At 63.2% G+C, this 15,791-nt stretch carries 13 protein-coding genes; 7 read left to right on the forward strand and 6 right to left on the reverse strand.

The window, feature by feature from the left end; genetic code table 11:
• Positions 1–40: 40 nt before the first annotated feature.
• Positions 41–793: an alpha/beta fold hydrolase gene (locus ACFPBZ_RS06985; RefSeq protein ID WP_378035297.1), complete on the reverse strand. Its 753-nt coding sequence runs from the start codon at positions 791–793 to the stop codon at positions 41–43.
• Positions 794–1,026: 233 nt separating this feature from the next.
• On the opposite strand from ACFPBZ_RS06985, the gene ACFPBZ_RS06990 reads away from it, so the two are divergent.
• From ACFPBZ_RS06990 to ACFPBZ_RS07000, 3 genes are all read left to right on the forward strand, one after another.
• Positions 1,027–1,926, forward strand: coding sequence for a chitosanase (locus tag ACFPBZ_RS06990; protein WP_378035298.1), 900 nt, complete (start codon positions 1,027–1,029; stop codon positions 1,924–1,926).
• Between the two features lie 88 nt (positions 1,927–2,014).
• The gene (locus ACFPBZ_RS06995) at positions 2,015–3,250 is read left to right on the forward strand and encodes a glycosyltransferase (RefSeq protein WP_378035299.1); all 1,236 of its coding nucleotides are present in this window, start codon (positions 2,015–2,017) and stop codon (positions 3,248–3,250) included.
• Positions 3,251–3,741: 491 nt separating this feature from the next.
• Positions 3,742–4,305 carry a DUF4760 domain-containing protein gene (locus ACFPBZ_RS07000; RefSeq protein WP_378035300.1) on the forward strand — a complete coding sequence of 188 codons (564 nt, stop codon included), beginning with the start codon at positions 3,742–3,744 and terminating at the stop codon, positions 4,303–4,305.
• Positions 4,306–4,434: 129 nt separating this feature from the next.
• On the opposite strand, the gene ACFPBZ_RS07005 is transcribed toward ACFPBZ_RS07000, so the two are convergent.
• Together ACFPBZ_RS07005 and ACFPBZ_RS07010 are read right to left on the reverse strand one after the other, a co-directional pair.
• A complete protein-coding gene (locus tag ACFPBZ_RS07005) occupies positions 4,435–5,247 on the reverse strand; it encodes a hypothetical protein (protein ID WP_378035301.1) in 813 nt (270 codons plus the stop codon).
• Between the two features lie 625 nt (positions 5,248–5,872).
• On the reverse strand, positions 5,873–5,995 hold the full coding sequence (locus tag ACFPBZ_RS07010; protein WP_378035302.1) for a hypothetical protein: 123 nt from the start codon (positions 5,993–5,995) through the stop codon (positions 5,873–5,875).
• A 1,072-nt stretch (positions 5,996–7,067) separates the two neighbouring features.
• Here ACFPBZ_RS07010 and ACFPBZ_RS07015 point away from each other — a divergent pair.
• The 4 genes from ACFPBZ_RS07015 to ACFPBZ_RS07030 all read left to right on the forward strand — a co-directional run bounded on the left by ACFPBZ_RS07015 (position 7,068) and on the right by ACFPBZ_RS07030 (position 12,756).
• Complete coding sequence (locus ACFPBZ_RS07015) at positions 7,068–9,218, forward strand: NACHT domain-containing protein (protein ID WP_378035303.1); 2,151 nt, start codon at positions 7,068–7,070, stop codon at positions 9,216–9,218.
• Between the two features lie 407 nt (positions 9,219–9,625).
• Positions 9,626–11,758: a hypothetical protein gene (locus ACFPBZ_RS07020; protein ID WP_378035304.1), complete on the forward strand. Its 2,133-nt coding sequence runs from the start codon at positions 9,626–9,628 to the stop codon at positions 11,756–11,758.
• Between the two features lie 279 nt (positions 11,759–12,037).
• Entirely contained in the window at positions 12,038–12,262 is a 225-nt protein-coding gene (locus ACFPBZ_RS07025; protein ID WP_378035349.1) for a hypothetical protein, read from the forward strand.
• Positions 12,190–12,756 carry an Eco57I restriction-modification methylase domain-containing protein gene (locus ACFPBZ_RS07030; RefSeq protein ID WP_378035346.1) on the forward strand — a complete coding sequence of 189 codons (567 nt, stop codon included), beginning with the start codon at positions 12,190–12,192 and terminating at the stop codon, positions 12,754–12,756. The genes ACFPBZ_RS07025 and ACFPBZ_RS07030 overlap by 73 nt, the downstream gene beginning before the upstream one ends.
• Positions 12,757–12,793: 37 nt before the next feature.
• Here the strand turns inward: ACFPBZ_RS07030 and ACFPBZ_RS07035 are convergent, their stop codons facing one another.
• The 3 genes from ACFPBZ_RS07035 to ACFPBZ_RS07045 all read right to left on the reverse strand — a co-directional run bounded on the left by ACFPBZ_RS07035 (position 12,794) and on the right by ACFPBZ_RS07045 (position 15,786).
• Entirely contained in the window at positions 12,794–13,207 is a 414-nt protein-coding gene (locus ACFPBZ_RS07035; RefSeq protein WP_378035305.1) for a hypothetical protein, read from the reverse strand.
• 223 nt (positions 13,208–13,430) lie between these two features.
• Positions 13,431–14,774 (reverse strand): UDP-N-acetylmuramoyl-L-alanine--D-glutamate ligase, encoded by a 1,344-nt coding sequence (murD, locus tag ACFPBZ_RS07040; RefSeq protein WP_378035306.1) that lies wholly within the window; start codon positions 14,772–14,774, stop codon positions 13,431–13,433.
• Positions 14,775–14,856: 82 nt separating this feature from the next.
• Positions 14,857–15,786: a hypothetical protein gene (locus tag ACFPBZ_RS07045; RefSeq protein ID WP_378035307.1), complete on the reverse strand. Its 930-nt coding sequence runs from the start codon at positions 15,784–15,786 to the stop codon at positions 14,857–14,859.
• Between the last annotated feature and the right edge of the window lie 5 nt (positions 15,787–15,791).

Genomic DNA, 15,791 nt, shown 5'->3' on the forward strand with positions numbered 1-15,791 from the left:
CAAGACCGCCGAGGAGCGTGGGGCCGTTCCGGGTGGTTCCTCAGATGAGCAGGGGAGCCACGAGCTCCGGGTCGACCAGCGCCACGAGGGTCCGGGCGCGTTCGACGAGGTGGAACCGGGCCTGCGGGATGGCATCAGCGATCTCGCGACCGTGCTCGGGCTTGGCCCCGTGGTCCTCCTCGCCGACCACGACGTCCACCGGGATCGTCAGCCGGGGGAGCTCCGCGAGGAAGTCGGACTCGGAGAGCAGGTCGAGGCCGGCAGCCCAGGCCTCGATCGAGATCGTCTCGGCCAGCCGCCGGGCGTACCGCACCACGCGGCCGTTCCGGGCCAGCTGCTCGGGCGTGAACCACCGGTCCATCGGCAGGTCCACGGCGGCGGGATCCCGACGAAGGGCGTTGGCGAGCGCGGAGAACACCGGCGAGGGAGTAGCCCGGGCGCTGAGCAGCGAGAGCCGCCCGACCCGTCCGGGATGGTCGAGCGCGCAGCGCTGCGCGATGGTCGCGCCCAGGGAGTGCCCCACGACGTGCGCCGTCGGTACGTCGTAGAGGTCGAGGAGTTCGACGAGGCCACGGGCGAGGCCGTCGGCCGTGGGGAACGCTGCGCCCGCCGCGGCCCCGTGCCCGGGCAGGTCGTAGCGGATCACGCGGTGGTCGGGGCGGAGGGCCGCCGCCAGCCCGTCCCAGCCCTCGAGGTCGAACGGGGTGGCGTGCACGAGCACGACCACCGGACCGCTGCCCTCGTCGACCACGCGGGTCGGGATCCCACCCAGCACGACCTGGCGTTCGCCCATGTGGTCCCCCCTGCCGGAGCAGGAGACCGTACCGGTGACGACGAACGGCAGGGAGTCCTGTCACCCGGGTTCTCGGGACCGTTCCCCCGCGTGGGTGCGAGCTCCGGGAACGCACGACCGCTCGACGGTCCTGAGCGACATGACCCGCGTCGAGCCGGCTCCGGGTGATCCGCGATCCTTGAGGTCGACGCATCGGGGGCCCTGATCGTCGCCGGCGGCCGAGGAGGGACGGAATGACGAGGACGCACCGCGTGAGCGTGGCGGCGGCGATCTTCGCCGTGGTGCTGCTCTCGTCCGCGTGCGGCAGCACGGAGGCGCCTGCCGTCGCCCCCCTGAGCGTGGCGCCCCTGGCGCCCGCGAGTGCTCCGCCGGCGGCCCCCAGCCCTGTCGTCGAGGCGACGCCGAGCGAGCCCGCCAGCCTCCGCGATCCGGCGAAGAAGGACCTGGCGATGGCGCTGGTGTCCAGCGCCGAGAACTCGACGCTGAACTGGCGGGGGCAGTACGGCTACCTCGAGGACATCGGGGACGGGCGCGGCTACACCGGCGGACTGATCGGCTTCACCTCGGGAACCGGCGACATGCTGACCCTGGTCAAGAACCTCACCGCCACCGCCCCGAAGAACCCGCTCGCCCCGTTCCTCCCGGCCCTGCGGGCGGTGAACGGGAGCGACTCGCACGACGGTCTCGGCGAGGCGTTCGAGGACGCCTGGCGCCAGACCGCGACCGACCCCCGGTTCGCGGCGACGTTCGTCGCCGCGCAGGACCGCCTCCGGGACAAGGCCTACTTCGATCCCGCGGTCGACGCGGCGGTGACCGACGGGCTGCCGCTCCTCGGGCAGTTCGTCTACTACGACGCCGCCGTGGTGCACGGTCCGGGCACCGACTCCGAGAGCTTCGGGGGCATCCGTTCCGCGGCGATGAAGCAGGCGAAGACCCCCGCCCAGGGCGGCAGCCTCACTCGCTACCTGGACGCGTTCTGGAAGGCGAGGATCGCGGTGATGCGCTCCGAACCCGCCCACCAGGACGTCTCCCGCATCACCGACCTCCAGCAGAAGTTCGCGAGGGAGGGCAACTACTCGTTGCGGACTCCGCTGACGTGGTCGGTCTACGGAGATCCCTACTCGATCCCCTGAGCGGGCCGCGTGTGTGCGGTTCCCCGAGGCGGCGATCCCTGGCCTGATCTGCAGGAATCGATGTTCTGCAAGGGTTACCGGTCTTTGATTGCGCAGTGACGCAAATGGGTCCTCGTCCGGCCGCTCTGTTCGGCGATCACCACGTTCAACGGCGATACCGTCACCCATGCGCATTCTGTTCGCCAGCACCGGCGGGGCGGGGCACATCACTCCGATGCTTCCGCTCGCCCAGGTCTGTCGGCGGGCTGGGCACGACGTCCTGCTGGTGGGTCCGCCCGGCCTTGAGGGGACCGCGGAGCGGGAGGGTCTGGCCTTCGCCGCAGGCGCGCTGCCGGACGAGGCAGAGACCGGTCCGGTGTGGGCCCGGGTCCCGGACCTGTCCTATGCCGAGGCGGAACGCCTGGTCATCGGGCAGGTCTTCGCGACGCTGAACGTCCGCGCGATGCTTCCCGCGATGCGCGACACCGTGCGCGGGTGGCGGCCCGACGTGATCGTCCGTGAGCCCGCCGAGGTCGCGTCCGCGGTGGTGGCGGACGAGGAGGGGATTCCGCACGTCCAGGTCGGCATCGGGTTGATCTCCTCGCAACGGCAGATCATGGAGGTGGCGGCGGACGCGGTCGAGGCGTGGCGCCCGGCGCTGTCGGCGCGGATCGCGGCCACGCCGTACCTGACGTTCTTCCCGCCGTCGCTCGACGGCGATCGCGAGGCGTCGCCGACCTTCCGCTTCCGGGTCCCGCAGGCCGCGCCCGCACCACTGCCCGACTACTGGTACGGCGACGACCGCCCCCTGGTCTACGTGACGTTCGGCAGCGTGGCGGCGGGCGTCCCGTGGGCGGCCCCGATCTACGAGGTCGCGTTGGAGGCGGTGGCCGACCTCCCGGCCCGAGTGCTGCTCACCACCGGCCATGGGTTCGAAGACGGCCCCTTGGTCCCGCCGGGACCGAACGTGCGCATCGCCCCGTGGATACCGCAGGCCGACGTCCTCGCGTCGGCGAGCGTGGTGGTCTGCCACGGAGGTTCGGGAACGACGCTCGGGGCGTTGGCGGCCGGGGTCCCGCTGGTCATCGCCCCGCTGTTCGCCGACCAGCCGGAGAACGCCCGACGGGTTGCCGACCTCGGCGCCGGCGTGGCAGTCGGTCCTCGCGCCCACGATGCTCCGACGAGCGCCATCGAGCCGGCCGACCTGCGGCGTGCGATCACCGATGTGCTGGCCGACCCCGACCCGGCCGAGGTGGCACGTCGCGTGGCGCGCGAGATCGACGCGCTACCGCCGACCGACGAGGCCGTCGCGGTGATCACCTCGTCGGCACGAGGCGCCCGCTGAGGAGCCAGGACACGGACGCCGATGAACAGATACCGGGCCGCTCACCACGCCTGACCGTTGTGGGTGAGGATTTCTCGACTCCGAACTCGGGTGGAGAGCTCGAAGAAGAGTGCGCCGGCAGGGACTCGACCCCCGAACCCAGTGGACAGGGTTCACGTCGGCCGTCGTAGGCCATGGAGTGCATCTGTGCTGCTCAGCGACATGATCGAGCCCGTGTGATCTTGTGCCCTCGGCCCCCACGAACAGTGATGGCGTGGCGTAAGCGGTCCCCAATCAGGGCCCCAGTTGGCCGTTCGCAGCCCCGCGACTGACCGTCGAAGATAACGTCGAGGCTGAGGAGCACGTACCCAGACCACGCCGTCGCTCGGTCCACCAGCCCCGAGAAGTTGGCCCAGCCACACCCGACCACCTGGCGCCGTCGAACCGCGGATGCCAGCGGCTGGTAGGTCGCCAGCGGACAGCGACAGCAACTCTCGTGTATAAAGACCGCCGTGTCGGCCGAGGCTATTGCAGCATTCGTTGGTGCTGGTGTGAACTTCCTAGCGCTTCTCTTCGTTGCGGGGCAGGTCGCAATCGCAAACCGCCAACTAAAGCATGCTCAACACACCAATGAAGCCGAGATAAGACGACGAAAGCGTCAGGCAACGATCGACTATTTTATGAGTACTGTCGTCGAGAGAGCTGAGCTGGCTAGTGAACTACCCGACCCAAGTGCATCGGCAGACGTCAAGGATGCCGTGAAGCGCGCTCTAGATGGTGACGCGCGTTGTCGCCGACTAATCGGAGACTACCTTGGATTCTACGAGACGATGGCCGTGGCTATCGCCTCAGATGTATACGATCTTGAGACATTGGATGCAATGGACGGTGCCAGTATCCGCTACATCGCGGACAGCTACCAGCACTTCTTTGAAGCTGTCAGGGCCACTCCCGGACGTTCAGCACACTACGTGGAGCTAGAACGGCTAGGTCTACAGATACAACATCTGCGCGGCCCTGAGAATTCCTACGTTCCGATTGCACTGCGTTCACAGGTGGTGAGGAACAGTGAATAGTTTCACCTTGTTGGCGGCAGCAGAGGGTCTCTATCCCACGTGTCGGGCTCGCCGATGGTCATTCGAACGCACTACCGAGGGCTACGGTAGAACGTCTTGCGGACGCCCACGTACCGGGCGCACCTGGTTCTACGACTGCGCGTTTATGACGAGTAACACGAACACCACGAGGGCCAGAGCGATGATCAAACAAACTTTGACCAGGAGGCGTCGCGACTCCTCCGCTTCGGCCCATCTTCGGTAGTCACCGTGCTTGCGCTGCTCTGCTATAGCATTCCTAAGCAGTTGGAGGCGGTCCAATACTACTTGCGGTCCGTCAGCTTCGGAATCGCGGATGAATGGGGCGTTGAACCGCTCGGTTGGGCCTGCTCTCTCTACGACCTCCGTGGAGGGAGCAGCGTAGTGGGGCCGCCAGCTGTCGCTGCTGGTGTCCACTTCAGACATAACGCGGTCGCCGTTCTGGGTGAGCTCTTCTCCGCCGTAAATGCCGATGTACTGACATCCGAGCAGGAGATCGTCGCCCAGGAGTTCCCGCATGATCCGGGCGACGTCGCCGTTGCTCCAGTTCCATATTTGATGCGTGACGCCGTCCTCAATGTCGTCGACTCGGCCGTCGAGGTAAGCCCTCATGGTGGCGGTGTCGAGCGGGGGGAGCGCCAGGTAGGGAGCGAGGGCGGCGTCGCGTCGCTGTTGGCTGCGCTGGACGTCGACCTTCCGTAGAATACGTACGCAGCGTGAACAGGTCCACGACCTGTTGTATATCTCGCTGTGGTCGCCGCACAGTGGCGCCGAGCAAGTCGTGCAACTGCGGATGGCGTACGTGCGACAGGAGCACACGGGGGAGCCGCTAGTCGGCGGCGGGCCCTCTTGGTAGCGGGCACCGCAGGGGTCGAGCAAACCGACTATGTTGCCGTCCCCGCCCATTGCGAAGTTCTCGACCATCGTCCGGCACTCGAAGTAGCTCGGTGCGATCGCCACTCGTTGGCTGCCATGGCATTCTGGACAAGCCATACGCTTCCCCCCTGGGTCGGGCAGTGCTGGCGCCGATGCAGATGGACTATCGCGTGCTCACAGCCTGAACGTTACGGATACTGACGCTGGTGCGGCCGACGTCGCGGCGGGCGCTCAGGATGGCGTCGACGACGAGGCCGGGATCGTCGCGATGGACGAGTGGCCGGCCGGTGAGGCGCGATGATTGGTAGCTCTCGGTTAAGGTCGCCACAGCTTCTCTTGCAACTTCTGCCAGTGACGGTGTGGGTTTGAGCCCACACGAGGCGCGGTGCGCCCGTGACCGGCGCGAAGGCTGGCACCTGCCCCAGTACCGCATGTGGCGATGTGATGCTGCACCTTGAGCAGCGGGCCCGGTAGGGCCGCTCGGGGCTAGCACCACTTGTGGGCAGTAGCCGCCGGTCAGGGCCCCGTCCGGCAGGTCGTCGTCGTCGATGTCCGCGCCCACGTCGATCCTGCCCGTCGGGGTCGTCGTCGACGTCGTCGTCGTTACCGGCGGTGTGGTCGTCGTCGTGGCGCTCGGGGCGGTGGTCCGCACTGCGTAGGTGACCGCGTGGGGTCAGGGCGGCGGCCCTGCCTGGTGGCCGAAGGTGACCACGGCGCAGGCGGCAAGGATGAGGCCGGCGGTGCCGAGCAGTACCGTCTTCTCCGGTCGCCCCAGCGGTCGCGGTTCGTTGCTCACGACACCCCCAGGCCTGCTATGCCCTCACCGATGGGGTGTCGCCGCAATGGCGACCGTCGTTACAGGTAGAGCACGCGATCGGTGGGTCGGCGCCCGAGTTGCTTTTCCCGCGCCGCAGGTCAAAAGGTGACGTGGGGCACCTTCCGGGGCTCAGGGGAGGATGGCGCGCAGTGCCGCGATGCTCAGATCGAGCGTGACCAGGACGGGGTGGCCGAGCAACGCTGAGGGTGGCGACCGCGTCAGGAAGCTTCACCGTGGGCTGGACGAGTGCTCTAGCTCGGGCATGGTCCGGCTCGGACTGGTTGATGAGCGTACTAGCTCTGTTTCGGGCGACCGCGATGCCCTCGCTGGTGAGGACCTCGCAGATCGGCTCGACCCCGAACCGGGCCTCGTGCAGATCGATGTAGTTGACGATCAGGCAGTCGAGCTCCGCCGCCACGAAAAACGTCGAGGCGGTCTTGAGATCTCGTTCGCCCGCCGGACCTCGGCGTTCTCCCGTCGCAGACGCTTGAGCTCCTCGGACTCTTTGGTTGCCATCCTTGGAGCGAAGCCGTCGTCGATGGGTGACGGTCGAGAACACCAGGGCGCTCGGGAATGCGTGCCAGGGGCCGGCCGAGGATGGCCACCGTTCCGCCGTGGGGCGCGGCATGACCAGCCCCGAATCTGCAAGCAGGCCGGAGCGGGCGCTGCGGGGGAGGGGGGAGCAGGTGCTATCCCCCAAGGACCGCGGGCGAGACCCTGCGGTCCAGCCCGTACGAGCTCGGACTCGCGACGGGGTGATCACGGAGCCGCCGGCGGCGACTCCCACCGATCATGCGCGAGCCAGTCTTGCGGCACCGGTCGCCGGAGTTCACGAGTCAGGGGTGTCTGGACGGACCGGGGTCTCGAGCCGTAGGACCGAGGCACGGTGTCAAGTGGACAGCGCTAGGGAACGCGGTAGCCAAGGGGTCGGTTGAGTGGTGGAGGAAGTTGGCTATAGTTCGCGGCAGATGATTGGGGGTTGGCTTTGCGGAGAGGACGCCGGTCGTCATCGAGGTGGACCGCTTCGACCTTAGCAATACTGATTGCCCTTGTGCTCGGCGCGTTGGCCATCGCTACAAATTTTGCAACAGCAGATGTTCCAGATATCTTAAGCTGGATTAAGACTCCTCTTAACGCGTGGGCGCTGGTTGGTGTGCTGTTGCTAGCGGCCGCGTTACTGTCCGGTTGGGCTGCTCGTGTGGCGTCTAGCTCGCGCGACGATGAGGCCGCGCACTACTCTGGACACCAATCACAGGATGATGCTCGCCGAAGCAACCGCATCCAGCGTGACCGTGGACGTCTAATAGCGTCAGTCAAGCAGGACCTTGCAGTTCTGCGTGATACCGCTCTAGGGGAGATGGTCCGGCTCGAATTCTCCGTCGACGCGTTGCCTCTGCCGTGGGAATTAAACGACTCCACAAGTGAGGAACTTCGGAGTTTGCCTGCACTGCCGCTCGTGTTCGATCCAATTGAGCTGTTCAATGCAACTCACGGGAAACTTTGTCTCGTTGGTCCTAGCGGTTCCGGAAAGTCGCATCAGTTGCGAAAACTGGCAGGTGAGGCTGCACAGCGTGCCGAAGCCAACCCGCTCTCTCCAGTTCCGCTGCTGCTTTCAGCTAGTCAGTACGAAGCCGAGACTGACTTGTTGAGGTGGGTGGTCAAGTCTGTTTCGCTTCGATATCAGATCGACGAGTTCGCCGTCGCGAGGTGGTTGCTTGACGACGACGCCATAGTGCTGCTCGACGATGTAGAAGAGCTGGGGCCAGGGGAGTTGGCGACTCTTTTCCGTAGCATTGGTGACTTTCTCGAAGGCCACCCTCAACGATCGATTGCCCTTGCTGTCCAGCCGCTGACGTTGGCCGTTGCTGCTCGACTTCCCGAGCGCATCACCTACATTGACCTGCTGCCTCCGGAACCATCAGTTGTGCGGCGCTCACTCGCCAACACAGGCCAGCACCGAAGGCTTCTCGATGGTATCGCTCACGAGACCGTCGAAGTCTTGTCGAATCCTCTTATTTATAATGCTGCTGCTATGACCCTTACGGATACAAGGCACCGGCTGCGAGGCTCGGAAACCTTAACGCGGGAAATTGTCCTGAACGATTGGTTGGAAGACGCTCTAGACCGCGCCGAGGCCGCAGCTGCCGAACCGACATCTACTCTTTCGATTTATCTACAGTGGCTCGCTCGGCTCATGACTAGCCGGAGTCACTACTTCTATATGTCCGGGATGTACGACCTCGGCATGATTGCAGATTCCCAAGCCAGAAAGATTCTGCGAACCTACGCAGCGTTGAACGCTCTGTTGGGTCTCGCAGTCGGAATGGGATGCGGCTGGTTCCTAACGGGCAGTACTGCGGTTGTAGCAATTCTCGGTGCGATCGGCGCAGCCTTGTTTGCCCTCGCAATTCGATCGATTGGCCAAGACATGGACGCCACCAGCGCGAAGCCCGCCGAGGTGGAACCCGAGCGAAGATTTGCGTTCAAGCGACTGACTGAACTGTCTTTTTGGGAAGTGCTTGGCTCCCTCTTTGCAATCTTAGTCACTATAGCCTTTCCTATTCTGACGCAGATCTCTTCGCGAGCCGACCCGAAGATCATTGCCATGTGGATCATAGTGATAATGGCTGGTCTGTGGGCGATTGGTAAGACCGTCCTCAAGCGCGAGGTGGTAGAGGAGTCGCACCGACTCAGGTTGGACACGAAAGAGGAACCCGCCGGGCTAATATTTGGTCTGGGTGGGATGGCCATTGGGCTCGCAGGCGGATCAATAACCTGGTTGTTAATCGCTACTATAAGGGATATCAACCCTGCCCGCCATCGGGACGTGTGGCTGCTCAACTTAGCCGCCGAATATCTTCATTTTGTAGATGCCACACCATCGGGCGACCTGCTGAATGCTTCTCCCGTGTTGTGGCTTGTTGTTGTCGGAGTGATCACTTCTATAGTTTCTATTGTCGCTGGATTCTCGTTGGTGCACATAATGCTTGCCATGAGTGCTTCCTGCGGCAAGGTCGTCCTAGAGACCCTAGGTCTACGTTCCGATCCGGGGCTCAATGATAAGGCTATTGATAGCCTCCGACGCAACGCGGTTATTCACTCTGCTGGCTGGCAATACCAGTTCGGGCACGAGCGAATTAGGAAGCATCTTGCCGGCGACCTCTTCTGCGTACCCATAGATAAGAAAACTGGTCGCGAGTGATTCGCGTATCGACGTAGGGTCTTTCCCCAAACGGAGCTTGGCAGCAACTGGCCGCCCAACAAGGGACGCAGCAGTGACGACCGCCGGTGAGAGCCCTGAGGACAATCAGTGCTTCCCGGTCAAGAACTCATTCGACCCGAACGACTACGCCGACGGGCGCGACACCCTAATGCCCTGCAGCCGCACCATCTCCTGCGGTCGGGCTCAGGTGCACATCAAGGTGGACTTTGTTCCTGCGGAGTGGTCTCGACGCCAACGTCTGCACCAGCAAGCGAGCAACTCCCGGACATTCGTGGGATTTCGCAAGTCTCACAAGCTGTTCGATCGTAAGCGCCGTGGCGGCACATGTTCGTCTCTCCAGAACGCGAGCCCAATCAACCAGACACGGTAGGATCAGCGGCAACAAAATGATAAATCAGGAGGAACGCAGCGTGACGAATCTCCTAGACTTCATCGGGGATTTTCCTCGGCTAACGACGCCGCTCGCCAAGCTCGAGGGTAAGGCTCCCGCGCTCTCGGCGCGAGCGGTCCCCAGCGGTGACTACGTATGGCCCGACCTGAGCGGGATTGTTCGGTCGCAATCGGCGAAGGTTATGCTCGTCGAGGCTGCAGGTGCCGTGGGCAAGTCAGAGGCCGCCAGGGCAATATCTCAACACCTGAACTGGCCGCTAATCGACTCCGCAAGAATGCAGGTAGGAGATTATACGCTTACGGGTCAGGTATTTGCCGCCTTCGGCATGGATTCTGAATTTTTACCCAAGATGTCGCGCGGTGAAGTGGGTCTTGTAATTGATGCGCTTGATGAGGCGCACCTCAAAGCGGGTACTTCGAATTTCCAAGCTTTCCTAGAGAATATTGCCTGGTTTGCTAATGGGACGACTGCCAACGTTGTAAATATCTTTCTCTTTTCGAGACCCGACACGGCAGACCTGATACGTGCACAATTTGAAGAGACAGGGCTGCCTCTTGATTGTGCGACAATATCATTCTTCACAAAAGCGCAAGCGGACTCCTTTATGGACTCGCATTTAGCCAGAAAGAACTCTGCAAAGCCTGGACGCAATTATGACGTATCGGCGAAGGCGCCCGTGCCCTTCGGTCAATTTCGAGACGCGCAACTAAATGAGATTGCCGGCGCGCTTACGAATGACCGTGTAGACGACGTTGCTGTGGTCTGGGAGTCTGTTCGGGAGTTCTTGGGGTACGCGCCAGTCCTTAGTGTTCTCGCGGAATTCTTAGCTGTTCCCAACCCTCACGCTTCTTTGAAGTCAGACCTAGCGCGTGATGTGGCGCCTGATGAGATACTACTTCAGATCATTACTGAGATTCTCGATCGCGAGCAGGGTAAATTTCACGACAATAAACTAACGCAGCTCTACGCCAAGTTGCCAGCAAACGTTGATTGGCCAAACCGGTCAGACGTCTACTCCGCCGACGAACAAGCCGTAAGGTTGGTATCCCGACATCTCGACTTAGAACTTAGAGTCGAACTCCCTGCTAGCGTCCCGGTGTCTATTAGAGACTCCTACGAGCAGGCCGCGAAGCAATTTACCGCTGACCATCCTTTTCTTGCGGGTAGGGAAGCGTTGAATGTGGTTTTTGGCGATTTTATCAAAGCCAAAGCGTCGATAGATGCGAAGTGCAAGTTGTCACTCACCCCGGACCCTGCTGCAGCGGTCATAGGGGCTGGCCCATTCTTCGCCCGTTTCGTGCACCGATTTGCCCCGGTCGTCGCTCAGTCAGCCTCCGTCCACGAGGATCTGTTACCTCTTTTGCTTGATTCGCATATAAGTTCTATGCACCGTAGTCCCAGGTATATTGCATACACCTATATGCAAGGGCAAGAAGTCTCGCTGATGGAACTCGAATACGACGATTCACTGTTCCCGCTATCCTTCATTGTTGAGGACCCCTCGGGCGTCAGCAGCTTCCCAGATCGTTTGACCCGCGGTCTGATTCTGTGTGACGATACGGTCGTATTGGGGACCCGTCGCCAGGTTCTAGTTCTCGGTCCTTATGTCACTGTGGTGGCCGCCGACATTCTCATCGAAGCTGAGCGTTTGTCTGTAGAGCCAGGTTTAGGGACTGTCCGCCCGCCGAGCATTCTTTTTGGTCGCGATACCGTTCAGGCGAACTACCTCACAGGTGTCGACTCCTATGGAGAGGGCAGCTTGGTGGTCTATGGGGATACCGTCTGGCCGCGGCTTCAAGCATTTCAGCGCAAGATCGAGGTCAGAGACAAAGCATCGTTCTCGGACTACGTACATCTTCGAGCCCTGATCAAGGCTTTCCGTCAAGGTGCAGGTAGCATGCCCAGCGTGTACGGAGAATTACTTGATAAGAGGATTGTAAAAGAAAGTCCGGTGCGCCTGAAATTCCTGAACCGGATGGTCGAACTCAAGATTGTGGTTCGACAAGAAGGGCACTACTATCTTTCGACCAGCGAGCTCGGCAAGTTTGGTATCAGCTGGGGGGCAGTGGTGGACGGATCACCGAGCAACGAGGTCCTAGAACTAATCGCCCGGCTTAACGCCCCCTAGTTGCTTCGGCCACGTAGCTGAGTTGATGGACGTGAGCGCCCACTGGGCATCGACCTCGGCGGGATCACGCCGTGGGCTCGTCGTGCGAGCTGCTGGACGATGACAGCCCGGACTCCTGCGGCTGCTCCGCAGCTCATCGTCGGCCAAGTCGTCAAGGGCCGGGCCCTCACATGCTGGCCTGCCTGCCGTTGGAGGTGGGGGAAGCTAGCAGCCCGACCACAAGGGGCACTATCGGCGCGCGCCCGCGACACTGTCGGTGCCGTGAGGGACACTCCGCTGGTGACCGGCTTGGCGACGAACGACAGCGCGAGTGCACGCAAGGCACGTGGCGCGTTCTTCACGCCACCCAGCCTCGCGCGCTACGTCGTCGACTGGGCGGTGCAGACCAGCCAGGACACGGTCCTGAACCCTCCTGCGGGGAAGCGGCGTTCCTGCTTGCTGCAGGGGCACGCCTTCGTGACCTCGCCGGCGGCGAACAACCCGAGCTACCCGGTCTCGAAGTAGATCCGGTACTAGCGGGCGCTCGCACCCAGCTCGACGGCGTCGAACTCCATGCTCAAAGTGCGCTGCAGGCCGAGCAGCTGCTGCGGGACGCTGGGTACGACTCGCAGGTCCGTGCTGGAGACTTCTTCGAGTTTACCCCCCAACCGACGTATGACGCGGTCGTCGGGAACCCGCCATACGTGCGCTACCAGGACTTTAGCGGTGCAGCTCGAGCCCGAGCGCGTGAAGCTGCTCTGCGCGCGGGTGTCCAGGTGTCCGATTTAGCCTCGTCCTGGGCGACCTTCACCGTGCATGCGGCGCTGTTCTGTAAGCCCGGAGGCCGCCTCGGCCTAGTGCTACCAGCCGAGCTACTTAGTGTAAATTACGCAGCAGGTGTTCGTCGATTTCTAACGGAGAGCTTCGCTCAAGTACGGCTTGTACTCTTCACTGAGCGAGTCTTTCCCGGAGTCCTTGAAGAGGTAGTACGACACCTTGGAGGTGAACGACGAAGCTGACTACGCCGAGGAGGAGCCGCTGGAGGTCTGAGCCGATTCAGCCGGCGACCTGCTCCTGCCTGACTTCGTAGGGCGCGGGACCCTCGCGACGCCATGTGCAGCGGAGGGTGTCGCGCACGCCGTCACACCAACCAGGGCGGGACCGCGCGAGGCTGGGTCGTCGCTGCTCGAGCCGCTCGGCCGCGAGGTACTCAGCCTCGACGAGCTCCTCGTATGCCACGCCCTCGCGCCGGGTGGCGGGGGAGCGAAGGAGGCCCGCGGTCCCATTGGGTAACCGCGCAGGAGCAGTGGCGAGCCACCGGCAGGTCGTCGCCACGGCGGCGGCGTACCAGTCGCCGGGGCTCTCCAGGTCGTGGGCGGACGCCGTGCGCCAGACCGAGGCGAACTCCTGGCGGGCCACGCGGATGTTGCCGGGCGGGAGCCCGGCGACGTCCGATTCCGTCACATCCACGTACTCAGGATGACCCTCGTTGTCCGGCAAAGCGAGGCGTCCCGGCCGAGTTGCTGCCTCAAGACCTCGTCGAGACTAAGCGACGGATCGCTGTGACGTGCAGGGCCCATGGTGGACCAATCCTCGTAAACGACCGACATGGCGAACCTATTTCGGGATTCGCACGCAACTCGACGTGAAGCTCTTGCGGCAGGGACGTCAAGGTATGCAACAGGCTGTCGCGCTAATCGGCGCCGGCCGCGGACTTGCGAAATTCTTCTGAGCGATGGGAATAGCTCTCGTATTGGTCGAGGCTAGCAAAGCCCGGGCTCAGCAGGACGCAATCGCCGGGGGACGCGAGCGACCGGGCGGCGTCGACTGCCATGTCCATCCGTCCCGGCGGGGTCACGGTTATGACCGGGAGTCCTGGGAGACGGTCGTATATCGCATCAGCCAGCCCGCAAGCGACCGCTCCCACCGTAATCGCGGCGCGGAGCCGTCCCGCAGAACGGGCCCAAACCATGGCTTCCAGTAATGGTGACCAGCTCAACGCCTTATCACTCCCGCCCAGGATGATGACCATAGGAATCGAGACCGTTCGCAACGCAGCGGCGGCCGCGGCTGGCGTCGTAGCCGCCGAATCGTCGACCCAGCAGAGATCGGAGGCTCCCGGGATCTTCTCCAACCGATGTGCACACCCCGCGAATGACTCAAGTACGTCGACGAACTCCTGATGCCAGCCCAGCAGCGTGATCGCCGTCGTCAGCGCTGCGCAGACGTTGATCAGATTGTGCACCCCAGGGATCGCGAGCCGGTCTACCGGGATGACGCGATACTCGCCGAAGAAGACCCAACCCTCGCGGACATGAGCGGTATCAGACCCAGGATAGAAGACTCGACGACTCAGGGCCTGGCGCGTCTGCGATCGTGAGCGGTGACTTTCGTGCATGAAAGCCCAGTCGTCAGCGCACTGCGCTGAGAGGGGCCTAAACTTCACGTCGAGATACTCTTGCTCGCTGCGATGCCAGTCGAGGTGGTCCAAATCGACAGGCAGAAGCACCATGTTCGGAATTCTGGAGTCTAGGTCGATGAGCTGGAAGTTTGCCAGTTCAAGTACAACCCACTCGCCCGCGGCGGAAGCTGACGTGAGAAGATCTAGTGGCGAGGTCCCGTTGTTCCCACCGGTTCTGACAGCTGCCCCCGTGGCAGCGATAAGCCTCGCGATGAGAGCCGAGGTTGTCGACTTGCCCTTGGTCCCAGTGACCCCGATGACCCGCGATCGCTGCCAGGCGCGGAGAAACTCGTCTGTGGCGGTCGTGACTTTCTCCGAGGCAACGGCTCGGCCGTCCGAAAGATTGAATTCCTCTGGGTGGACGATTGGCACCCGCAGCACCTTGTCGTAGCCGCCACCTCGGAGTGCGCGCACGTGGTCTGGACCATCGATGTGCCGGACACCCACAGGGAGGTCCGCAGGGCGCACGAGCGAATGAACCACGATTTCGTGCTCGTCGGGGTTCCAATACCGGCACGCAGAGCGGCCCTGCTCACACCAGCCAACGATGGCAATCTTGATGTTGACTCCTCCCACGCTTGGGAAGCGCTAGTCGCGACCTACAGCGATCGTGCCGTCGCTAGATGTCACACGTTCGTTACCTAGCCATCCGAAACGGTCATCGGGCCGTCCACGCTTTCGCGAGGTCCCGCGCCGACCGCAGCGTGCTGCGTACCTCCTGGGCGTACCACTCGGGGCCGAACGTGCGGCGGTTCGAGGACGGCGGTGTACCGATCGTCTCCAGGTCGACGTCGAAGGGCAGGCCGAGTACGCGAACCGCGTCCCAGTGTTGGAAGAAGGCGTAAATCTGGTTCGTGACGATCAGCAGCCGGGTGCCGGCAGCGAACTTCAGATGGTCAGCCGCCAAGCGGTAGGTATCGGCAGTGTTCGCCGAACGACGGTCGGGGTCGCTGCTGCGAGCGGCGAGCAACCAGGTCTGCGGTCGCCCTCCACGCCGTCCGACGAGCTCCGTAAGCGCACCCGCTGAAGCGGGGTTGCCGGTCACAGTTAGCTCCCACTCCGTGGGGCGAGCGTCGAGGTGAGCGGCCAGGGCCATAAGCACGTCGACCTCTGTTTCCGCGCCTGGGGCGAACTCATCTACGAGGCTGCGTTCCTGGTCTTGCAGCCCTCGGAACGATCCGAGCAGCGCGATGTGCGCCGTGCTCACCAGACCGTCCGCCAGCAAGTCCCTGAGGTACTCGACCCTGCTCACGCATCCTGTTACGAGCCCTCCAAGGACTAGTACCGCGTCGACCTCGCGTCGGGTCGGAGCCGCGAACTGGATCAAACCGAGGTCCTGCGCCCACCCGAGCGTCCGATCTGCCCGCCCGGGCCCACTGGCGACGTTGATACCCAGTCGAGAGCTGCCGCCGCGGAGATCCCAGACAGCAGAAAACTCGACCAACTGTTCGAGGCGGCTTAGAAGGCTGCCGTCGGGCCACTCGCCGCCGTACGCTTCAACCATCGCTCGCAACGCGGGCCGGGCCAACCACGCGTCGATCATCTCGGTCGGGTCCGACCCTGGCGTGAACCTGAGGGGGTTGACCATGTTCC

The sequence above is a fragment of the Actinomycetospora atypica genome (assembly GCF_042653685.1).
Taxonomy (GTDB): domain Bacteria; phylum Actinomycetota; class Actinomycetes; order Mycobacteriales; family Pseudonocardiaceae; genus Actinomycetospora; species Actinomycetospora atypica.